Origin of the sequence: Streptomyces sp. NPDC018964 (assembly GCF_044390325.1) — a bacterium.
In the GTDB taxonomy this organism is placed as follows: domain Bacteria; phylum Actinomycetota; class Actinomycetes; order Streptomycetales; family Streptomycetaceae; genus Streptomyces.
Window position 1 is genome coordinate 325,850 of record NZ_JBIRYZ010000008.1, and the last position, 22,026, is coordinate 347,875.

Below are 22,026 nucleotides of genomic sequence, written 5' to 3' on the forward strand. Positions count from 1 at the left end.
CGTCTGGATACGGGGCCGGTAACTCCCCACACTGGACGTGCGTTGGGCCTTACGTAGACTGAGGCGCTCGCAGCGAAGCGGAACGCCGACTCGCTTCGCGGCACCATCACGCAGGGAGTTACGACCGTGGCAAGTGGCAACGCGATCCGGGGAAGCCGGGTCGGGGCGGGCCCGATGGGCGAGGCCGAACGCGGCGAGTCCGCGCCCCGGCTGCGCATCTCCTTCTGGTGCTCCAACGGGCACGAGACACAGCCGAGCTTCGCGAGCGACGCGCAGGTGCCCGACACCTGGGACTGCCCCCGCTGCGGGTTCCCGGCCGGGCAGGACCGCGACAACCCGCCGGACCCGCCGCGCACCGAGCCCTACAAGACGCACCTCGCCTACGTGCGGGAGCGGCGCAGCGACGCGGACGGCGAGGCGATCCTCGCGGAAGCCCTCGCGAAGCTGCGGGGCGAGATCTGAGCGCCCCACGGGGCGGTACGGCGTCCACGGCGCCGTCGTGGCCGGTCGCGCCCGCGCGGCGGTAGCCGCACGTCGGTACGGTCCCGCGCCCTTTCGGAGCGCTGCCGAACCGTTTCGGATTCCTTTCGTCTTCCTCTTCCGTTCTGTTCACCGCTGATCAATTAGGTTGGTCGCAGCGGGGCCATCCAAGGAAGAAGGCTGAAGTCCGAGATGAACGCAGACGGTCGTACCAGGCTCAACCAGATGCCCGAGTGGACCGCACTGGCCAAGCACCGTGAGGAGCTCGGCGAGGTGCGGCTGCGCGAGCTGTTCGCCGCCGACCCCGGCCGCGGCACCGGGTACGCCCTCCGGGTCGGTGACCTGTACGTCGACTACTCCAAGCACCTGGTCACCGACGACACCCTGCGGCTGCTGAGGGAACTGGCCGCCGCCACCGACGTGTTCGGGCTGCGCGACGCCATGTTCCGCGGCGAGAAGATCAACACCACCGAGGACCGGGCCGTCCTGCACACCGCGCTCCGGGCCGCCCCGGACGCGGTCGTCGAGGTCGACGGGGAGAACGTCGTCCCGGCCGTGCACGCCGTCCTCGACAGGATGGCCGACTTCGCCGACCGCGTCCGCTCCGGCGCGTGGACGGGCCACACCGGCAAGCGCATCCGCACCGTCGTCAACGTCGGCATCGGCGGCTCCGACCTGGGCCCCGCCATGGCGTACGAGGCGCTGCGCGCCTTCACCGACCGCGACCTCACCGTCCGCTTCGTGTCCAACGTGGACGGCGCCGACCTGCACGAGGCCACCCGCGACCTGGACCCGGCCGAGACGCTGTTCGTCATCGCGTCCAAGACCTTCACCACCATCGAGACGGTCACCAACGCCACCTCCGCGCGCACCTGGCTGCTGAACGCCCTCGAGGACGAGGCCGCCGTCGCCAAGCACTTCGTCGCCCTGTCGACGAACGCCCAGAAGGTCGCCGAGTTCGGCATCGACACGGCCAACATGTTCGAGTTCTGGGACTGGGTCGGCGGACGCTACTCCTACGACTCCGCCATCGGCCTGTCGCTGATGATCGCCATCGGCCCGGACCGCTTCCGGGAGATGCTCGACGGGTTCCGGATCGTCGACGAGCACTTCCGCACCGCCCCCGCCGAGGCCAACGCCCCGCTGCTGATGGGCCTGCTGGGCGTCTGGTACAACAACTTCCACGACGCGCAGTCGCACGCGGTGCTGCCGTACTCGCACTACCTGTCGAAGTTCACCGCCTACCTCCAGCAGCTCGACATGGAGTCCAACGGCAAGTACGTCGGCCGGGACGGGCGCGAGGTCGACTGGCAGACGGGGCCGGTGGTGTGGGGCACGCCCGGCACCAACGGGCAGCACGCCTACTACCAGTTGATCCACCAGGGGACGAAGCTGATCCCGGCGGACTTCATCGGCTTCGCCGAGCCCGTCGCCGAGCTGAGCGACGAACTGGGGGCCCAGCACGACCTGTTGATGGCCAACTTCTTCGCCCAGACCCAGGCCCTGGCCTTCGGCAAGACCCCGGACGAGGTGCGCGCCGAAGGGGTGCCGGAGGAACTGGTCCCGCACAAGACGTTCAAGGGCGACCACCCGACGACCACGATCCTCGCGCGGGAGCTCACACCGTCCGTGCTCGGCCAGCTCGTCGCGCTCTACGAGCACAAGGTGTTCGTGCAGGGCGCGATCTGGAACATCGACTCCTTCGACCAGTGGGGCGTCGAACTCGGCAAGGTCCTCGCCAAGCGCGTCGAGCCCGCCCTCACCGAGGGCGCCGACGTGCCGGACCTGGACGCCTCCACCAAGGCCCTGGTCACCACCTACCGGGAGCTGCGCGGCCGGCAGTGAGCACGGTGCGGGAAGCGGGCGGCGGGACACCGTCCGCTTCCCGCGGAATCCCCCGCGATCATCACGGCGAACGCTCGGGGGAGCACAAGGTGGCACATACGTCCGGGAGTTGGACCGGCGGCACGCTGAGGGCCCGTACCTTCCTGAAACCCCACCACGTCGCCGGGGCGGTGTTCCACCCCGCGTGGATCCCGCAGCCGCTCGACCCGTCCATCGAGCGGCTCAAGCGCTTCAGGGTCATCGCCGGAGCGGTCGCCTCCGTCGGCGTCTACACCGTCCTGGAGGGCGGTTTCGAGATCACGGAGCTGCTGGAGAACGCGCTGACCGCCTCGGCGGTGCTGCTGTTGCTCACCCCGCTGACGGTCGGCGTGATGCTCTTCGTCTGGCGGCGCACCGGCACCGTGCGCCGGCTTCGGGTGCCGCTGCTCAACTCCCTCAAGCCGCTCCTGCTGTTCATCGGCTGCGTGGTGGCGACGGTGGTGCTGGTGCAGTGGACGAACGACTCGAACAGCATGCTCGTGACCATGGGCGTCGGCCTGACGATGATGTGGATGGCCGTCTTCCTGGTCTCCGGGGCCGTCCGGGTCTCCAGCAACTTCTTCGGCACGGCCGCCGTGCACCGCGCTCTGCCGGCGCTGCTCGCCACGGTGACCAGTTGGCTGACGGCGCTCCCGGACCTCGTCACCGGCGATCTGCACGGGCTGAGCCTCACCCTGGGCATCGTCTTCATCCTGGGCGCCCCGGTGACCGTGACGGCGATCGCCTGGGCGGAGACGGTCCGGTTGAAGCGGCGCTACGGCATCCGGCTGGGCGCCCATCCGGCGAGCCTGCCGCCGATGCCTTCAGCCATGCCGCCGACGGGACCGCCCCGCGTACCGCCGCAGGGGAACCCCTACGTCCGCGGCGGTGGCTGACCGGCTGACGCCGCGTCACACGGGGGTTGTTTCGCCCCCGCCGCCCCTTCCCGTCCCGAAACTGGGGCTCCGCCCCAGACCCCGCTCCTCAAACGCCGGAGGGGCTGAGATTTAGCCCCTCTGGGGGTACCCCCTCTGGGGGAGTTTGAGGAGCGGGGGTCCGGGGGCAGCGCCCCCGGGATGGGACGGGTAAGGGCGGCGGGGGCGAAAAAGCAAGTGGCCGTACGCGCCCCTGCCGCTCACGCCACCGCGCTCAGGGTGTCCGCCAGGCGCCGTCGGGCCGCTCGCGCCGCCGGGAGCGCGGCGAGGGCCGCGGCCCCCAGCACCGCCGCCGCGCCGAGCGGCACGAGCAGCGCGGGGGAGGGCAGCTGGGCGATACCGGCGCCGATGCCGCTCGACCTCCCCTGGGCGTCGATCAGCCAGCGCGCCAGCGGCAGCCCCAGGGCCATGGCGAGGAGCACGGCCGCCAGAGCCGTACCGGCCGTGGCGGTGACCGTGACGGCGGTGATCTGCCGGGGGGTCAGACCGACGGCCTTGAGCGCCAGCAGATCGCGTTCACCCTCACGGACCGTGCCGCCGATCGCCGTCAGCAGCTCGATCAGCCCGATCAGCGCGAGGACCACGACCAGGCCGAGGACCACCGCGCGCAGCGGGGACAGCCCGTCGGCCGGGTTGGCCACGGTGTGCACGTCCAGGTGGCCGCGGCCCGCCGCCGTCAGCCGCTCGGCGACCGCGGCCGGGTCCGCGCCGGGGTCCAGCCGGAGCTGGTAAAGGGCCGGCCGCAGGTCCGGGTCGTTGGCGCGGAGGGTGTCCAGCGAGGTGGAGACGGTCCGGCCGGCGTTCTCCGGTTCGATGCTGCGGCCGACGATGTGCAGGATCTGCGGCCGGTCGCCGACGGTCATCCGCACCCAGTCGCCCACCCGCACGTGCAGCAGGTCGAGCAGTCCCTGACCGGCCACCGCCTCGTCCGGCCCGCGCGCGGGCCGCCCCTCGGCCAGCGTGAACGGGTACGGCTCCGCACGGGTGCCGAGGCCGCGCAGGGCGATGGTGGCGGTCTGGCCGGGAACCAGCGCGGCCACCTCCACACCCGGATAGGCGGCGGCGACCTGAGGATCGCGCTCCAGCAGCGCGCGGGTCTCCCGGTCGCCCAGCGAGGCGTCCGCGCGGACACTGAGCGCCGTGGGCAGCCCCATCCGCTCCGGACTGCTGTGGAACCGGTCGATGGTGGTCCACGCGCTCAGCGCCACCACGATCAGCAGCAGCGGCAGCGCCAGCCTGCCCACCGCGCCCAGCGAACGCGACCGGCGGGTGAACGCCTTGTGCCAGCCCAGGACCAGCGCCGGCGGCACCCGCGCCCCCAGCGCCCGCCGCGCCGCACCGGTCAGCCGCCCGGCCGGGGGCGCCACCGGGCGCGGCACCGGCACCGGCGGCACCCGTCCCGCCCGCCAGGCGGCCAGCCCGGTGGTCGCGCCGATGAACAGCACCGCCCCTGCCGGTACGGCGAACAGCGCCGCGGTGTGTCCGGGCAGCCCCTGCCACACGTCGACCGCGTCCCCGAGCCGCCCCGGTACCGCGCCGCCCAGCGCCTCGGTGAGCGCGGCGGCGGCCACGGCACCGAGCAGGGCGTAACCGAGGTGCTGGATCAGGAAGACGCGGACGACCTGGCCGGGCGTGAAGCCGATCGCCTTGAGGATCGAGATGTCCCGCAGGTGCCCCCGGATCCGGGTGGCGATCGCCCCGTGCACGGCGAACCCGGCGGCGGCCAGCGCGCCCAGACCGAACAGGCCGAGCACCTGACCCAGCAGCCGGTTGTCGCCCTGTGCCTCGGCGCGCGCCTGCTGCCAGGTGGCCACCTCGCCGATCGCCTCGGCGCCCAGCTCGGTCACCGCCCGCTGCACGGCGTACCCGGTGTCGCCCGGGTCGGTCAGCCGCAGCCCGACCACGCGGCCGCCCGGTTCCGGCACCGCCGACGGCAGCGCCCACACCAGGCCCGCCCGCTCACCCGGCCGGTAGCGCGGCTCGGCGCTGTCGGCGACGCCCACCACGGTCAGTTCCCGCGCGGTGCCGGGCACGGTGAGGGTGTCACCGGGGGCGGTCAGCAGCGCCCGCGCGAGCCGTCTCTCCAGGACCACGCCGTCGGGGGTCGCCGGGTCCAGCCAGTGCCCCGAGGTGATCAACGGGCGGCCCACCTCGGGCGCCCCGGAGGTGCCGCGCAGCTCCACGGAGGCCCGGCCGCCCGCCGAGGCGAGGGTGAGCGAGGCCGTCGGGTAGGGGCCGGCGACGGACTCCACGCCGTCCAGCCCGGCCAGCCTCCCCGCGTCGGCGGAGGCGGTGGTGTGCAGCGTGACGTGCGCGCCGCGCGCCTGCGTGAAGACCCGCTGCCAGGGGTTGGTGGCGTACCCGAACAGGGCCGTGGCCAGCAGCAGCGACGCGACGATGCCCGCGGTGGCCAGCACCAGGAACAGCGCCTCGCCGCGGTGCGTGCGCAGATCGGAGTGCGCCCAGCGCAGGGTGGCTCGCACGGGCGCTCAGCCCCTCGGCGCGGGTCGGTCGTGGACGCGCATGTCAGTCCTTGAGCTCCAGCACACCGGACGCCCCCGTCCGGCGCGGCGGGACGCCGCCGTCGAGCGCGGCGTCATCGGCGATCCGGCCGTCGAAGAAGCTGATCACCCGGTCCGCCGCGCTCGCCAGCCGCGCGTCGTGCGTGACCAGCAGGATCGTCTGCCCGCGCGCGTGGAAGCGGGACAGCAGCCGCATCACCTCGCGGGTGCCCTTGCTGTCCAGGCTGCCCGCGGGCTCGTCGGCCAGCAGCAGCGGCGGATGGTTGACCAGCGCCCGGGCCAGCGCGACCCGCTGCTGCTCACCGCCGGACAGCTCGCCCGGCATGCTGCGCTCCTTGCCCTCGAGCCCCAGCTCGGCCAGGAGTTCCTCCCGCCCGGCGCGGGCCTTCTTCGGCGGCACCCCGGCGAGCAGCGCGGGCAGCTCGACGTTGTCGGCGACCGACAGGTCGGACACCAGGTTGAAGAACTGGAAGACGATCCCGATCCGCTTGCGGCGCTCCACCGCCCAGCGGGCCTCCCCGTAGCCGTCGGTGCACGTGCCGTCCAGCCAGATGCTGCCCGCGTCGGGCCGCTGGAGCCCGCCGAGCAGGTGCAGCAGCGTCGACTTGCCCGCACCGGACGGGCCGGTGATCGCCACGAACTCGCCGCGCGCCACCCGCAGGTCGACCCCGCGCACGGCGTGCGCCGGGGCGCCCTCGCCGTGGTGCGTCTTGACCAGGCCCTCGGCGCGCAGCACTTCAGCGGTGCGCTCGCTCACTGAAGCTCCTCCAGCTCCTCCTGGCACCGCTCCAGCCAGTCGAGGTCGGCCTGCAGGTGCAGCATGGCGCCCTCGATCAGCAGGTGGGAGATGCGGTTGTCCCGGTCCTCGGCGGCGGCCAGCTTCGACAACTGCCGCATGGTGTTCAGGTACTGGCGCCGCTGCCGGTTGATCAGCGCGATCCGGTCGGCGAGACCGGTCTGCGGGGCCAGGGCCAGTTTCATGAAGAACTCGTCCCGCACCCGCGGCTCGTCCGTCGTCTCCTCGTACCAGGCGCGCAGCGCCTCCCGCCCGGCGTCGGTGAGGTGGTAGACCTTCTTGTTGGGCCGGCTCGACTGCTCGACGTCCTCGCCCTCGATCAGTCCCGACTTCTCGAGGCGGCCGAGGGTGACGTAGATCTGGCCGACGTTCGGCTGAGGGTACGCGGAGCCCAGCAGTTGCTCAAGGCCCTGCTTGAGCTCGTAGCCGTGGGCCGGGCCACGGGCGAGCAGTGCCAGGAGGGACAGCCGCACTCGCGCTCTCCTCCTCGCGTCCTGGGGGGCAATGTGCCGCGGCCCCTAGTATCGCGCATACCTAACGGGTATACATGGCCTTGACCCCCGGACGACGATGCCCGGGTGCCGGTGTACAGGGAGGAACCTATGCGGTGGATCCATGCCGCGGGTAGGGGCCTCCTTGTCCTGATCGTCGTCCTGACCGGTCACGTCGCCTCCGGGGCGCGGGCCGGGGAGGCAGGCGGGGACGGCCGCGGACCGCTCACCCTGGCCACCGCCGGCGACCTCACCGGCTACCTGGGCTCCGTGCTGGAGGGCTGGAACCGCACCCACCCCGGCGAGGAGGTCACCCTCGTCGAGCTGCCCGACTCCGCCGACGAGACCCGCGCGCAGATGATCACCGACCTGCGCGGCGGCGAGCGCGGCCGGTTCGACGTGCTCAACATCGACGTCAGCTGGACCTCGGAGTTCGCCGCCGCCGGCTGGATCCGTCCGCTGCCCCGCGACCGCTTCCCGCTCGACACCTTCCTGCCCCGGGTCGTGGACACGGCGACCTACGACGGACGCCTGTACGCCGTCCCGTACGTCACCAACGCCGGACTGCTCCTCTACCGCGCGGACGTCCTCGCCGAGGCGGGCGTCCCGCCGCCGCGCACCTGGGCCGAACTGGAGCGGGCCGCGAAGACCCTCGCCCCGGAGCACGGTCTCGACGGCTACGCCGGCCAGTTCCTGCCCTACGAGGGCCTCACCGTCAACGCGGCCGAGGCCGTCTACTCGGCGGGCGGCACCGTCCTCGGCGACGAGGGCGAACGCGTCACCGTGAACTCGCGGGCGGCCCGGGACGGCATCGGCTTCCTCGCCCGCGGGGTCCGCGAGGGCTGGATCCCCCGGGAGGCGCTGGCGTACAAGGAGGAGGAGTCCAAACAGGCCTTCCAGGACGGCAGGCTGCTCTTCCTGCGCAACTGGCCCTACGCCTACGTCGCCGCCTCAGCCCCGGGCTCGAAGGTGGCCGGCAAGGTCGGTGCCGTACCGCTGCCGGGGCCGGACGGCCCGGGCACCAGCGTCCTCGGCGGCTCCAACCTGGCCGTCGCCGGCCACGCCCGGCACCCCGACTCCGCCGCGCGCCTGATCGCGTACCTCACCGGCGAGCACGCTCAGCGCCAGGTCCTCACCCGCGGCGCGCTGCCGCCCGTACGGGCCGACCTGTACGACGATCCGGAACTGGTCCGGCGGTTCCCGTACCTGCCGACCCTGCGCGAGAGCGTGCTCGCCGCCGCTCCGCGCCCCAAGAGCCCGCACTACGACCAGGTGAGCCTGGTGGTGCAGGCGGTGGTGCACGACGCGATGAGCGGGCGGCAGACGCCCGGGGCCGCGGTGCGCCGACTGGCGGCCGAGCTCGCCGCCGTCTCCTCACGATAGAACCCCTCCTAGTTACATGTTAGGTAACGCGGACGTCTCGAATGTGTCCGTTGTGCCCACGTGAGCACCTGTTTGCGCCGACCAACTCCACGGTAGCTCGTACACATTCATTGACACCCTCGCGACTCCGCTACCTAACATGCATGCATAACGAGCACTCCTCACAGACAGGTCAATGGGGTGAACAGGCACCACTGGTGGCGTGACGCGGTGATCTACCAGGTCTACGTCCGCAGCTTTCTGGACAGCACCGGCGACGGCATCGGCGATCTCGCCGGCGTCAGGGCGGGGCTGCCCTACCTGAAGAAACTCGGCGTGGACGGGATCTGGCTGAGCCCCTTCTACCCCTCGCCGCAGCACGACCACGGCTACGACGTGGCCGACTACACCGGCGTCGACCCGGTCTTCGGCGACCTCGCCGAGTTCGACCTGCTGGTCGACGCCACCCGGCGGCTCGGCATCAAGGTGCTGCTGGACATCGTCCCCAACCACTGCTCCAGCGAGCACCCCTGGTTCCGCGCGGCCCTCGCCGCCGGCCCCGGCAGCCCCGAACGGGCCCGCTTCCACTTCGCCGACGGCCGGGGCCCCGACGGCGCCGAGCCGCCCAACAACTGGCACGCCATGTTCGGCGGCCCCGCCTGGACCCGGGTCACCGAGCCGGACGGCCGGCCCGGCCAGTGGTACCTGCACATGTTCACGCCCGAACAGCCCGACTGGAACTGGCGCGAGCCCGGGGTCGCCGCCGAGTTCGACCGAATCCTCCGCTTCTGGCTGGACCGGGGCGTCGACGGCTTCCGCATCGACGTCGCCGCCGGTCTCTTCAAACACCCCGAACTGCCCGACTCCCCGGACCCGGAGGCCGACGCCCGCACCCGCGACTCGGTCAACCCGCTCGCCTGGAACCAGCCCGAGGTGCACGAGGTGTGGCGGCACTGGCGCGCGGTGTGCGAGGAGTACACCGCCCGCGACGGCCGCGAACGCCTCCTGGTCGGCGAGGTCTCCGTCCCCACCGCCCGCGAACACGCCCGCTACGTCCGCCCGGACGAACTCCACCAGGCCTTCTTCTTCGACCTCCTCGGCGCCCCCTGGGACGCCGACGCCTTCCGCAAGGTCGTCTCCGAGGCCATGCAGGACATCGCGGGCACCGGCTCCACCGTCACCTGGGTCCTCAACAACCACGACCAGGTCCGTACCGTCACCCGCTACGGCGAACCCACCCCGGAGGGCAGCGGACTCGGCCCCGCCCGCGCCCGCGCCGCCGCCCTGCTGATGCTGGCACTGCCCGGCGCCGCGTACATCTACCAGGGCGAGGAACTGGGCCTGCCCGAGGTCGTCGACCTGCCCGACGACGTGCTCACCGACCCGATCTTCCGCCGCACCGGCAGCCGCGCCCGGATACGCGACGGCTGCCGGGTGCCGCTGCCCTGGTCCGGACAGGCCTCACCGTTCGGCTTCACCTCCGGCGCCGAGGGCGTACGGCCCTGGCTGCCGCAGCCCGAGTGGTTCGCCGAGCACGCCACCGACCGGGCGCTGGCCGACACCCGCTCCTTCTGGCACCTGTACCGCGACGGCCTGCAACTGCGCGCCTCCCTCACCCAGTTGGGCGAGGGCACGCTCCGCTGGCTGGACACCCAGCCCGGCGTCCTCGCCTTCGCCCGCGACGACCTGGTCTGCGCCGTCAACTTCGGCACCGCCCCCGTACCCGCCCCGGTCGCCGGCGCCCCGCTGCTCGCCAGCGGTCCCTGCCCGCCCGGGACGCTGCCCGGCTCCACCACCGCCTGGTGGATCGACGGCTCCTGAACACCCGCACCGACCGAACTTCCGCACCGACCGAACACCCGCACCGACCGAATTTCCGTACCGACAAAGGGACATCGACGATGATGCGACGACGTACCACCCTGCTCACCGGATGCACCGCCCTGGTCCTCGCGCTCGGCGCGACCGCCTGCGGCAGCGGCGAACCCGTCGCGGCCGGCGGCGGCGACCAGGCGCTCAGCGGCCAGACCGTCACCGTCGCCGGCGTCTGGTCCGGCAGCGAGCAGGAGAACTTCCAGAAGGTGCTCGACGCCTTCACCGAGAAGACCGGCGCCAAGACCGCCTTCGTCTCCACCGGCGACAACGTCTCCACCGTCGTCGGCAGCAAGATCGAGGGCGGCAACGCCCCCGACGTCGTCATGGTCCCGCAGGTCGGCGTGCTCAAGCAGTTCGCCGGCAACGGCTGGCTCAAGCCCCTCGACAAGAAGACGCAGGCCAACATCGACAGCAACTTCGCCGAGGTGTGGCAGGACTACGGCAGCGTCGACGGCACCCTGTACGGCCTGTACTTCAAGGCCGCCCACAAGTCGACCGTCTGGTACAGCCCCGAGGCCCTCGAACAGGCCGGCGTCACCCCGCCGAAGACGTACGACGCCATGCTGGAGAACGGACGGACGATCTCCGACTCCGGTCTCGCCGCGTTCTCGGTCGCCGGACAGGACGGCTGGACCCTCACCGACTGGTTCGAGAACGTCTACCTCTCCCAGGCCGGACCCGAGAAGTACGACGCCCTCGCCGCCCACGAGATCAAGTGGACCGACCCGACCGTCGTCGAGGCGCTCACCACCCTCGGCAAGCTGTTCAAGGACGAGCAGCTCGTCGCGGGCGGCCGGAAGCAGGCCCTCAACACCGACTTCCCCGGCTCGGTGGAGAAGGTCTTCGGCCCGAAGGCCGAGGCCGCGATGGTCTACGAGGGCGACTTCGTCGCCGGTGTCGCCAAGGACCAGTTCGGCAGGAGCATCGGCACCGACGCGAACTTCTTCCCCTTCCCGCCGGTCGGCGACGGCAAGGCCCCCGTGGTCAGCGGCGGTGACGCGGCGGTCGTCCTCAAGGACGGCAAGAACAGCGAGGCCGGCATGGCACTCGTGGAGTACCTCTCCACCCCCGAGGCCGCCGCCGTGTGGGCCGAGGCGGGCGGCTTCCTCTCCCCGAACAAGAACCTCGACCTCACCTCCTACGGCGACGACGTCACCCGCGCCACCGCCGAGTCCTTGGTCCAGGCGGGCGACTCGGTCCGCTTCGACATGTCCGACCAGGCCCCCGCGGCCTTCGGCGGCACCAAGGGCACCGGCGAGTGGAAGATCCTCCAGGACTTCCTGCGCGACCCGGCCGACCCGGAGAAGACCGCCGCCGAGCTCGAGAAGGCCGCGGCCAAGGCGTACGGGAACTGACCGCCATGACCGACACACTGGTGAAAGAGGCGAGCCCACCGGCATCCGCGCACCCCGCCGGCGCGGGCGGCCGACGCCTGCGCCGTCGGGGCCGCGTCATCGCCCTGCTGTTCGTGTTCCCCGCCCTGCTCCTGCTGGGCGCCCTGGTCCTGTACCCGGTGCTGTTCTCCGTCGGCCGCAGCTTCTTCGACGCCTCCGGCAACGAGTTCGTGGGCGGCGAGAACTACGCCGAGATGTTCCGCGACCCGGTCACCCTCAAGGCCATCCGGAACACCGCGATCTGGGTCGTCGTCGCACCGACGCTGCTGACCGCACTCGGGCTGATCCTGGCCGTCCTGGTGGAGAAGGTCCGCTGGGCCACCGCCTTCAAGCTGCTGCTGTTCATGCCGATGGCCGTGTCGTTCCTCGCCGCCGGCATCATCTTCCGGCTCGCCTACGACGACGACCCGGACAAGGGCGTGCTCAACGCGGCCGTCGTCTCCGTCCACGACGCCTTCAAGGGCTCCTCGTCCTATCCGACCGCCCGTGCGCGGGACGGCGAGACGCTGACCGAGGAGGACGACGGGTCGTACGTCACCGGGGCTCAGGTGTCGCCCGGGGACACGGCGGCGGTGCTGGGACTGGTGGGGGTGGCGCCCAAGGACCTGCCCGGGGACGCCGAACCCGCGGCCGGCGCCGCGGCCGCAAAGGCCGGTTCCGACGAGGTGCGCGGTGTCGTGTACCTCGACTTCACACCCGGCGGGGGAGGAAAGCCGGGAGTGGTCGACGGCGAGGAGAGCGGACTGCCCGGCGTCACGGTCGAGGCGGTGCGCGACGGGAAGACGGTCGCCAGTACGACCACCGCCGCCGACGGCTCGTTCGGCTTCGACGGGCTCGACGGCGGGTCGTACGCGCTGAGGCTTCCCGCGTCGAACTTCGCCGCGCCCTACGACGGCATCTCCTGGCTCGGCCCCACGCTCGTCACCCCGGCGATCATCGGAGCGTACCTGTGGATCTGGACCGGGTTCGCGATGGTGCTCATCGGGGCGGGGCTGTCCACCCTGCCCAGGGACGCGCTGGAGGCCGCCCGGATGGACGGGGCCAACGAGTGGCAGATCTTCCGGCGGATCACCGTCCCGCTGCTCGCGCCGGTGCTCACCGTGGTGTTCGTGACGCTGGTGATCAACGTGATGAAGGTCTTCGACCTCGTCTACATCATCGCGCCAGGACCCGTGCAGGAGGACGCGACCGTGCTCGCGACGCAGATGTGGCTGGTGTCGTTCGGCGGCGGCAACAACCAGGGCCTCGGCAGCGCGCTGGGCGTGCTGCTGCTGCTCCTGGTGGTCCCGGCCATGGTGTTCAACGTCCGCCGTTTCCGGAGGAGTCAGCGATGAGTGCGGTGCGGCGTGTGCTGAGCAGCGTGGTGGTGCAGGCGTTCCTGGTGCTGATCGGGCTGGTGTGGATGACCCCGCTGGCCGGGCTGTTCCTGTCCTCGCTGCGGTCCGCGGAGGACACGGCGGAGGGAGGCTGGTGGACCGTGTTCACCAGCCCGGGGGAGCTGTCCTTCCAGAACTACTCGGAGCTGCTGGGGAATTCGGGGATCACGCAGGCGTTCTGGAACACCGTGCTGATCTCGGTGCCGACCACGGTGCTGGTGGTGGTCGTCGCCGCGCTGGCCGGATACGCCTTCGCGTGGCTGGACTTCCCCGGGCGTGAGCCCGTCTTCCTGGTCGTCGTCGCGCTGTTGGTCGTGCCCGTGCAGATCGGGTTGCTGCCGGTGGCGAAACTCTTCGGGCAGCTCGGGCTGTTCGGGACCATTCCGGGTGTCGTGCTGTTCCACGTCGCCTACGGGCTGCCGTTCGCGGTGTTCCTGCTGCGGAACTACTTCGCGGAGATGCCGAAGGAGATGCTGGAGGCCGCCCGGATGGACGGGGGGAGCGAGTGGCGGATCTTCACCCGGCTGGTGCTGCCGGTGGGGCGGCCGGCGATCGCCAGCCTCGCGATCTTCCAGTTCCTGTGGGTGTGGAACGACATGCTGGTCGCGCTGCTGTTCGCGGACAGTTCCGCGCAGCCGCTGACGGTGCAGCTTCAGTCGCAGATCCGGCAGTTCGGCAGCAACATCGATGTGCTGGCGCCGGGGGCGTTCTTGTCGCTGGTGGTGCCGGTCGTCGTGTTCTTCGCGTTCCAGCGGCACTTCGTGCAGGGGGTCATGGCGGGGTCCGTCAAGTAGGTTCCTTCGCCCCCGCCGCCCCTTCCCATTCCCGTCCTCCGGGGGCAGCGCCCCAGTTTCGGGACGGGAAGGGGCGGCGGGGGCGAGTCAAACGGCTCGTTCCCCACCGCCGGACCCGCCTACGCCGACGCCGCCGGATACAGCTCCCGCGGCAGCCGTGACGCCGCCGCCCTGTCCAGCAGCCACAGGGTGCGGCTGCGGCCGTACGCGCCCGCCGCCGGAGCCTGGATCTCACCCGCACCCGCCAGGGCGATCTCCGCCGCCTCCGCCTTGTCCTCGCCGGCCGCCAGCAGCCAGACCTCCCGGGCCGCCCGGATCGCGGGGAGGGTCAGGGTGACCCTCGTCGGCGGGGGCTTCGGGGCGCCGTGGACGCCCACCACCGTGCGTTCCGTCTCCCGGACCGCCGGGAGTTCCGGAAACAGGGACGCCACGTGCGTGTCCGGGCCGACCCCCAGCATCAGGACGTCGAAGGCGGGGACGGACGCGTGGTTCTCCGGGACCGCGGCCGCGGCCAGTTCCTCCGCGTAGGCCGCCGCCGCCGCGTCCACGTCCGCGCCGTGCGGGCCGTCCGACGCGGGCATGGCGTGCACGCGCTTCGGGTCCAGCGGCACCGCGTCCAGCAGCGCCTCACGGGCCTGGGTGACATTGCGCTCCGGGTCGCCCTCCGGCAGGAAGCGTTCGTCGCCCCACCACAGGTCGAGCCGGGCCCAGTCGATCGCGTCCCGAGCCGGGGCGGCCGCCAGCGCGGCCAGCAGGCCGTTGCCGTTGCGGCCGCCGGTCAGGACCACGGACGCCGCACCCCGCGAGGCCTGCGCGTCCACGATCCTCGTGATCAGCCGGGCCGCCGCGGCCTGCGCCATCAGCTCCTTGTCCCGGTGCACGACCAGCTGCGGTGCCGTACTCACTTCGCCGCCGCCTTCTTCACCGGGGCCTGCGCCGTCGCCTCGGCCGCGGGAGCTTTCGCAGCCGACTCGACGGGAGCCGGGACCGCTTCCCGTTCTCCTTTGGCCGGAGCGTCACCCTCACCCGACGACTTCAGGCGATCCACGCCGTAGCGCAGCGCCGAGGCGTACGTGTCGTCCGGGTCCAGGCGGCGCAGCTCCTCCGCGATCAGCTCCGCCGTGTCGCGGCGCTTCAGTGCCACCGCACGCTTCGGCTGACCCTGGATGGACAGCGTCGCCAGCGAACCGTCGGCACGGTCCAGCACGATCGGCCCGCAGTCGGTGTCCATGCGGACCGCCGTGAGCCCAGGCCCGGCGGAGCGGGAGCGCCTGACGGGGACGTCCAGCCGGTCCGCGAGCCACATCGCCAGCAGCTCGCAGCTCGGGTTGAACTCCTCGCCCTCCACCTCGACGCCCTGCACCTCGCAGGCGATCTGGTCCAGCGCCGCCGCCAGCATCGAACGCCAGGGCGTGATGCGGGTCCACGACAGGTCCGTGTCGCCGGGGGTGTAGGCGGCGGCGCGGGCCGCGAGCTCCTCCACCGGCTTCTCGCAGGCGTAGGTGTCGGTCACCCTGCGCTGGGCCAGCGCGCCCAGCGGGTCCTTCGCCGGGTCCAGCGGGGCGTTGACCGGCCACCACACCACCACCGGGGCGTCCGGCAGCAGCAGCGGCAGCACCACCGACTGGGCGTGGTCGACGACCTCGCCGTACAGGCGCAGCACGACGGTCTCGCCGGTGCCGGCGTCCGCCCCCACCCGCACCTCGGCGTCGAGGCGGGACTGGGTGCGGTCACGGGGGGAGCGGGAGACGCGCTTGACGACCACCAGCGTGCGCGAGGGGTGCTCGCGCGAGGCGTCGCCGGCCGCCTTCAGCGCGTCGTAGGCGTTTTCCTCGTCCGTGACGATGACCAGCGTGAGCACCATGCCGACGGCCGGGGTGCCGATGGCCCGGCGGGCCTGCACCAACGCCTTGTTGATCTTGCTGGCCGTGGTGTCCGTGAGGTCTGTCTTCATGGCCGGCGCCAGCTCCGTCCGTCTCGCTCGAGCATTTCGTCCGCCTCGACGGGTCCCCACGTCCCGGCCGGGTACTGGGCCGGCCTGCCGTTGGTGTCCCAGTACTCCTCGATCGGGTCGAGGATCTTCCAGGACAGCTCGACCTCCTCCGTGCGCGGGAAGAGGTTGGAGTCACCGAGCAGGACGTCCAGGATCAGGCGCTCGTACGCCTCCGGGCTGGACTCGGTGAACGACTCGCCGTAGGCGAAGTCCATCGACACGTCCCGGATCTCCATCGACGTGCCCGGCACCTTGGAGCCGAACCGGACCGTGACGCCCTCGTCCGGCTGGACGCGGATGACGATCGCGTTGGAGCCCAGCTCCTCGGTGGCCGTCGTGTCGAAGGGGGAGTGCGGCGCCCGCTGGAACACCACCGCGATCTCGGTGACCCGGCGGCCCAGCCGCTTGCCGGTGCGCAGGTAGAAGGGGACGCCCGCCCAGCGGCGGTTGTCGATGCCCAGCTTGATCGCCGCGTAGGTGTCGGTCTTCGAGGAGGCGTCGATGCCCTCCTCCTCCAGGTACCCGACCGCCTTCGCGCCGCCCTGCCAGCCGGCCGCGTACTGCCCGCGCACGGTGTCCCGGCCCAGGTCCTTCGGCAGCCGCACGGCACCGAGCACCTTGGTCTTCTCCGCGGCCAGCGCGTCCGCGTCGAAGGAGGCCGGCTCCTCCATCGCGGTCAGCGCCATGAGCTGGAGGAGGTGGTTCTGGATGACGTCACGGGCGGCGCCGATGCCGTCGTAGTAGCCGGCCCGGCCGCCGATGCCGATGTCCTCGGCCATGGTGATCTGCACGTGGTCGACGAACGACCGGTTCCATATCGGCTCGAACATCGTGTTGGCGAAGCGCAGCGCCAGGATGTTCTGGACCGTCTCCTTGCCCAGGTAGTGGTCGATGCGGAAGACCTGGTCCGGGGCGAAGACCTCGTGGACGATCGCGTTCAGTTCCTCGGCCGACTTCAAGTCGTGCCCGAACGGCTTCTCGATCACCGCGCGGCGCCAGGAGCCGTCCTTCTGGTCGGCCAGCCCGTGCTTCTTCAGCTGCTGGATGACCACCGGGAAGGAACGCGGCGGCACCGACAGGTAGAAGGCGAAGTTGCCGCCCGTGCCCTGCGCCTTGTCCAGCTCCTCGATCGTGTCGCGCAGCCGCTCGAACGACTCGTCGTCGTCGAAGGTGCCCTGCACGAAGCGCATGCCCTGGATGAGCTGCTGCCAGACCTCCTCGCGGAAGGGGGTGCGGGCGTGCTCCTTGACCGCGTCGTGGACCTCCTGGGCGAAGTCCTCGTTCGCCCACTCCCGGCGGGCGAACCCCACCAGTGAGAAGCCCGGCGGCAGCAGGCCCCGGTTGGCGAGGTCGTACACGGCCGGCATCAGCTTCTTGCGGGACAGGTCGCCCGTCACACCGAAGATGACCAGGCCCGACGGCCCCGCGATACGCGGGAGCCGTCGGTCGGCGGGGTCACGCAGCGGGTTGCTGCTCGACAAGGTCTCAGCCCTCCGCGGGGGCGAGGCGCTGGAGCTCCGCCTCGGTCGACTTCAGCAGGTCGTTCCAGGAGCCCTCGAACTTGTCGACGCCCTCGTCCTCGAGGAGCTGCACCACCTCGTCGTACGAGATGCCGAGCGCCTCGACCGCGTCCAGGTCGGCACGGGCCTGCTCGTAGGTGCCCGAGACGGCGTCGCCCCGGATCTCGCCCTGCTCCTCGGTGGCGAACAACGTCGCCTCCGGCATGGTGTTCACCGTGTTCGGCGCCACCAGCTCGTCGACGTACATCGTGGCCTTGTACGCCTTGTCCTTCACACCGGTCGACGCCCACAGCGGACGCTGCTTGTTGGCGCCCTCGCGCTCCAGCGCGCTCCAGCGGTCGGTCGAGAAGACCTCCTCGTACGCCTGGTAGGCCAGGCGCGCGTTGGCGATGGCGGCCTTGCCGCGCAGCGCCTTGGCCTCGTCGGTGCCGAGCGCGTCGATCCGCTTGTCGATCTCGGTGTCCACGCGGGACACGAAGAAGGACGCCACGGAGTGGATCTTCGACAGGTCCAGGCCGCGCTCCTTGGCCTTCTCCAGGCCGGTCAGGAACGCGTCCATGACCTTGCGGTAGCGCTCCAGGGAGAAGATCAGCGTCACGTTGACGCTGATGCCCAGACCGATGACCTCGGCGATCGCCGGGATGCCGGCCTCGGTCGCCGGGATCTTGATGAGCGTGTTGGGCCGGTCCACCAGCCACGCGAGCTGCTTGGCCTCGGCTACCGTCGCGCGGGTGTCGTGCGCCAGCCGCGGGTCGACCTCGATCGAGACCCGGCCGTCCTGGCCGCCGGTGGCGTCGAAGACCGGCCGCAGGATGTCGGCGGCGTCGCGGACGTCCGCCGTGGTGATCATGCGGATGGCCTCTTCGACGGTGACCTTGCGGGCGGCGAGGTCGGCCAGCTGCGTGTCGTAGCCGTCGCCCTCGGAGATCGCCTTCTGGAAGATCGTCGGGTTGGTGGTGACGCCCACGACGTGCTGCTGGTCCATCAGCTCGGCGAGGTTGCCGGACGTGATCCGCTTGCGCGACAGGTCGTCCAGCCAGATCGCGACGCCTTCGTCGGAAAGGCGCTTGAGTGCGTCCGTCATGGAAATTCCATCTCCTACGTGTCGTGTATGGGCGTCAGCGCTGGGCCGCGGCGATCGATTCCCGCGCGACGGCTGCCACGTTCTCGGCGGTGAAGCCGAACTCCTCGAACAGCAGCTTGCCGTCGGCGGAGGCGCCGAAGTGTTCCAGGGAGACGATCCGGCCGGCGTCCCCGACGTACTTGTGCCAGGTGAGACCGATGCCGGCCTCGACGGCCACGCGTGCCTTGACGGCCGGCGGCAGGACGCTGTCCCGGTACCCCTGGTCCTGCTCCTCGAACCACTCCACCGACGGCATGGACACCACGCGCGTGGGCACACCGTCGGCCTGGAGCCGCTCGCGCGCCTCGACGGCGACGTGCACCTCCGAGCCGGTCGCGATCAGGACGACCTCCGGCTCGCCGCCCTCCGCGTCGAACAGGACGTAGCCGCCCTTGGCCGCGTCCTCGTTGGGCTCGTACGTCGGCACGCCCTGGCGGGTCAGCGCCAGACCGTGCGGGGTGCCCTTGCCGAACTCCTTCGTCCAGCGGCTGAGGATCTCCCGCCAGGCGATCGCGGTCTCGTTGGCGTCCGCGGGGCGGACCACGTTCAGGCCGGGGATGGCGCGCAGCGAGGCCAGGTGCTCGACCGGCTGGTGGGTCGGGCCGTCCTCGCCGAGGCCGATGGAGTCGTGCGTCCACACGTACGTCACCGGCAGGTGCATCAGCGCCGACAGGCGCACCGCGTTGCGCATGTAGTCGGAGAACACCAGGAAGGTGCCGCCGTAGACCCGGGTGTTGCCGTGCAGCGCGATGCCGTTCATCTCGGCGGCCATGGCGTGCTCGCGGATGCCGAAGTGGATCGTGCGCCCGTACGGGTTCGCCTCGGGCAGCGGGTTGCCGACCGGGAGGAACGACGACGTCTTGTCGATCGTGGTGTTGTTGGAGCCGGCCAGGTCGGCCGAGCCGCCCCACAGCTCCGGGATCACCGCGCCGAGCGCCTGGAGCACCTTGCCGGACGCGGCACGGGTGGCCACGCCCTTGCCCGGCTCGAACACCGGGATCTTCTCCTGCCAGCCCTCGGGCAGCTCACCGGCGGCGATCCGGTCGTACTCGGCGGCACGCCCGGGGTTGTTGTCCCGCCACTGCTGGAAGGACTTCTCCCACACCGCGCGGGCCGCCTGGCCCCGCTCCAGCGCCTTGCGGGTGTGACCGATGACCTCGTCGGCGACCTCGAAGGACTTCTCCGGGTCGAAGCCCAGCACGCGCTTGGTGGCCGCCACCTCGTCGTCGCCGAGCGCCGAGCCGTGCGCGGCCTCGGTGTTCTGCGCGTTCGGCGCGGGCCAGGCGATGATCGAGCGCATGGCGATGAAGGACGGCCTGTCCGTGACCTTCTTCGCCTCCTGGATCGCGTCGTAGATCGCGTTCGGGTCCAGGTCGCCGTCCGGCTTCGGGGCCACCCGCTGGACGTGCCAGCCGTAGGCCTCGTACCGCTTGACGACGTCCTCGGAGACGGCCGTCTCCGTGTCGCCCTCGATCGAGATGTGGTTGTCGTCCCACAGCAGCACCAGGTTGCCCAGCTTCTGGTGCCCGGCCAGCGAGGACGCCTCGGCGGAGATGCCCTCCTGGAGGCAGCCGTCACCGGCGATGCAGTAGACGAAGTGGTCGAACGGCGACTCGCCCGCGGCGGCCTCCGGGTCGAACAGGCCGCGCTCGTAGCGGGCGGCCATCGCCATGCCCACGGCGTTGGCGACGCCCTGGCCCAGCGGGCCGGTCGTGGTCTCCACGCCCGTGGTGTGCCCGTACTCCGGGTGGCCCGGCGTCTTCGAGCCCCAGGTGCGGAACGCCTTCAGGTCGTCCAGCTCCAGGCCGAAGCCGGCCAGGTACAGCTGGGTGTACAGGGTCAGGGACGAATGACCGGCGGACAGGACGAAACGGTCGCGCCCGACCCAGTCGGCGTCCGACGGGTCGTGCCGCATCACCTTCTGGAAGAGGGTGTAGGCGGCAGGTGCCAGGCTCATCGCCGTACCCGGATGGCCGTTGCCGACCTTCTGTACGGCATCGGCGGCCAGGACGCGGGCGGTGTCGACGGCCCGCTGGTCCAACTCGGTCCACTCGAGGTCTGTGCTGGTCGGCTTGGTGCTCACCCTGAGTCAGGGCTCCTCTCCACATGGATTCGGACGGCCGGTGACTGCCCACCGGCGTGGTCGAGCCTACCCCCGTAGGACGTGCCTTCTCCCGGGTCGTTCCAGAGTGCGGGCACTCCCGTGGATCCGCCTCCTGACCGGTCCGTTTTCCCCGTTCGACAGATGAATACGGAGCCGCTCATCGGGGTGCTCAATCGAGCTTCCGGGCGCACCTCGGAGGAGGTCTTCCAACACGAGCGGACCCCCGCGGATGCCCGGGTCTGGGCAACGTCTACAGTGGCGTGGTACGCGCGAGCCTTTACCCCCGCTTCACGCGGGGAGGCTTGCTGGAATCTCTGTAGGGGTGTGCGTGACGGCCGTTGAATCCCGTCCTGGGGGTACCTCCCAGGCCCTTAAGGCTCTGGGGGAGGGGGTGCTGGGGACGAGTCAGAGCCCTGCCCATCGGCCGTTCGGGGCCCGTGTGATGGCATTCGTGGCTCTCACCAAGCCGCGGATCATCGAGCTGCTGCTCATCACCACCGTCCCGGTGATGTTCCTGGCGCAGCAGGGCGTGCCCGACCTGGGACTGGTGCTGCTGACCTGCGTCGGCGGCTACCTCTCCGCGGGCGGCGCGAACGCGCTCAACATGTACATCGACCGCGACATCGACGCGCTGATGGACCGCACCTCCCAGCGTCCGCTGGTGACCGGCATGGTCAGCCCGCGCGAATGCCTGGCCTTCGGTATCACCCTGGCGGTCGTGTCGACCCTGATGTTCGGGCTCGCCGTCAACTGGCTGTCCGCGTGGCTCTCCCTCGGCGCGCTCCTCTTCTACGTCGTCGTCTACACGATGATCCTCAAGCGGCGCACGTCGCAGAACATCGTGTGGGGCGGCATCGCCGGCTGCATGCCGGTGCTGATCGGCTGGTCCGCGGTCACCGACTCGCTGTCGTGGGCGCCGGTCATCCTCTTCCTCGTCATCTTCTTCTGGACGCCGCCGCACTACTGGCCGCTGTCCATGAAGGTGAAGGACGACTACGCGCGCGTCGGCGTGCCGATGCTGCCGGTCATCGCCGGCAACAAGGCGGTCGCCAAGCAGATCGTGCTCTACAGCTGGGTCATGGTCGTGGTGTCGCTGCTGCTCACCCCGCTGGGCTACACCGGCTGGTTCTACACGGCGGTCGCCCTGGCGGCGGGCGGTTGGTGGCTGTGGGAGGCGCACGCGCTGCTGAACCGCGCGAAGGCCGAGGTGACGGGCGGCAAGCTGAAGGAGATGCGCCTGTTCCACTGGTCCATCACCTATGTGTCGCTGCTCTTCGTGGCCGTCGCGGTGGACCCGTTCCTGCGGTAACCGCTCCTCACACGCCGATCGGGCGGGGCGCGTGGCCAAGGCCACGGACCCCGCCCGTCGCCGTTCGATCTACCCGTCGGTAGCATCCT

The 22,026-nt window shown here is 71.4% G+C and carries 17 protein-coding genes; 9 read left to right on the top strand and 8 right to left on the bottom strand.

Annotated elements, in window-relative coordinates; all coding sequences use genetic code 11:
• Positions 1-126: 126 nt before the first annotated feature.
• From ACH5AO_RS16720 to ACH5AO_RS16730, 3 genes are all read left to right on the top strand, one after another.
• Entirely contained in the window at positions 127-462 is a 336-nt protein-coding gene (locus ACH5AO_RS16720) for an RNA polymerase-binding protein RbpA (protein WP_003957010.1), read from the top strand.
• A gap of 210 nt (positions 463-672) precedes the next feature.
• Entirely contained in the window at positions 673-2,325 is a 1,653-nt protein-coding gene (pgi, locus tag ACH5AO_RS16725; protein WP_398925159.1) for a glucose-6-phosphate isomerase, read from the top strand.
• Positions 2,326-2,414: 89 nt separating this feature from the next.
• Positions 2,415-3,239 carry a hypothetical protein gene (locus ACH5AO_RS16730; RefSeq protein ID WP_398925161.1) on the top strand — a complete coding sequence of 275 codons (825 nt, stop codon included), beginning with the start codon at positions 2,415-2,417 and terminating at the stop codon, positions 3,237-3,239.
• A 239-nt stretch (positions 3,240-3,478) separates the two neighbouring features.
• Here ACH5AO_RS16730 and ACH5AO_RS16735 read toward each other — a convergent pair whose 3' ends face one another.
• From ACH5AO_RS16735 to ACH5AO_RS16745, 3 genes are read right to left on the bottom strand one after another with little or no spacing between them, the layout of a single operon-like run.
• Entirely contained in the window at positions 3,479-5,761 is a 2,283-nt protein-coding gene (locus ACH5AO_RS16735) for an FtsX-like permease family protein (protein WP_398925163.1), read from the bottom strand.
• 43 nt (positions 5,762-5,804) lie between these two features.
• Entirely contained in the window at positions 5,805-6,557 is a 753-nt protein-coding gene (locus ACH5AO_RS16740; RefSeq protein WP_398925165.1) for an ABC transporter ATP-binding protein, read from the bottom strand.
• Positions 6,554-7,069: a PadR family transcriptional regulator gene (locus tag ACH5AO_RS16745; RefSeq protein ID WP_398925167.1), complete on the bottom strand. Its 516-nt coding sequence runs from the start codon at positions 7,067-7,069 to the stop codon at positions 6,554-6,556. Before ACH5AO_RS16745 ends, ACH5AO_RS16740 begins: the two co-directional genes overlap by 4 nt.
• 129 nt (positions 7,070-7,198) lie before the next feature.
• Here ACH5AO_RS16745 and ACH5AO_RS16750 point away from each other — a divergent pair, with 129 nt between their 5' ends.
• The 5 genes from ACH5AO_RS16750 to ACH5AO_RS16770 all read left to right on the top strand — a co-directional run bounded on the left by ACH5AO_RS16750 (position 7,199) and on the right by ACH5AO_RS16770 (position 13,888).
• Entirely contained in the window at positions 7,199-8,470 is a 1,272-nt protein-coding gene (locus ACH5AO_RS16750; protein ID WP_398925169.1) for an ABC transporter substrate-binding protein, read from the top strand.
• Between the two features lie 180 nt (positions 8,471-8,650).
• Positions 8,651-10,270: a glycoside hydrolase family 13 protein gene (locus ACH5AO_RS16755; protein ID WP_398925171.1), complete on the top strand. Its 1,620-nt coding sequence runs from the start codon at positions 8,651-8,653 to the stop codon at positions 10,268-10,270.
• An 80-nt stretch (positions 10,271-10,350) separates the two neighbouring features.
• Complete coding sequence (locus ACH5AO_RS16760; RefSeq protein ID WP_398925173.1) at positions 10,351-11,679, top strand: ABC transporter substrate-binding protein; 1,329 nt, start codon at positions 10,351-10,353, stop codon at positions 11,677-11,679.
• Between the two features lie 5 nt (positions 11,680-11,684).
• On the top strand, positions 11,685-13,052 hold the full coding sequence (locus ACH5AO_RS16765; RefSeq protein WP_398925175.1) for an ABC transporter permease subunit: 1,368 nt from the start codon (positions 11,685-11,687) through the stop codon (positions 13,050-13,052).
• Positions 13,049-13,888 (top strand): carbohydrate ABC transporter permease, encoded by an 840-nt coding sequence (locus ACH5AO_RS16770; protein WP_398925178.1) that lies wholly within the window; start codon positions 13,049-13,051, stop codon positions 13,886-13,888. Before ACH5AO_RS16765 ends, ACH5AO_RS16770 begins: the two co-directional genes overlap by 4 nt.
• Positions 13,889-14,007: 119 nt before the next feature.
• Here the strand turns inward: ACH5AO_RS16770 and pgl are convergent, their stop codons facing one another.
• From pgl to tkt, 5 genes are read right to left on the bottom strand one after another with little or no spacing between them, the layout of a single operon-like run.
• Positions 14,008-14,793, bottom strand: coding sequence for a 6-phosphogluconolactonase (pgl, locus tag ACH5AO_RS16775; protein WP_398925180.1), 786 nt, complete (start codon positions 14,791-14,793; stop codon positions 14,008-14,010).
• Positions 14,790-15,842, bottom strand: coding sequence for a glucose-6-phosphate dehydrogenase assembly protein OpcA (opcA, locus tag ACH5AO_RS16780; protein WP_398925182.1), 1,053 nt, complete (start codon positions 15,840-15,842; stop codon positions 14,790-14,792). The genes pgl and opcA overlap by 4 nt, the downstream gene beginning before the upstream one ends.
• Complete coding sequence (gene zwf, locus ACH5AO_RS16785) at positions 15,839-17,362, bottom strand: glucose-6-phosphate dehydrogenase (protein WP_398925184.1); 1,524 nt, start codon at positions 17,360-17,362, stop codon at positions 15,839-15,841. Before zwf ends, opcA begins: the two co-directional genes overlap by 4 nt.
• Before the next feature lie 4 nt (positions 17,363-17,366).
• Positions 17,367-18,485, bottom strand: a complete 1,119-nt coding sequence (gene tal, locus ACH5AO_RS16790) for a transaldolase (RefSeq protein WP_398925186.1) — start codon at positions 18,483-18,485, stop codon at positions 17,367-17,369.
• Positions 18,486-18,519: 34 nt separating this feature from the next.
• Positions 18,520-20,607: a transketolase gene (tkt, locus tag ACH5AO_RS16795; protein ID WP_398925188.1), complete on the bottom strand. Its 2,088-nt coding sequence runs from the start codon at positions 20,605-20,607 to the stop codon at positions 18,520-18,522.
• Between the two features lie 343 nt (positions 20,608-20,950).
• Here tkt and ACH5AO_RS16800 point away from each other — a divergent pair, with 343 nt between their 5' ends.
• Positions 20,951-21,937, top strand: a complete 987-nt coding sequence (locus tag ACH5AO_RS16800; RefSeq protein ID WP_398925190.1) for a heme o synthase — start codon at positions 20,951-20,953, stop codon at positions 21,935-21,937.
• Positions 21,938-22,026: the final 89 nt, after the last annotated feature.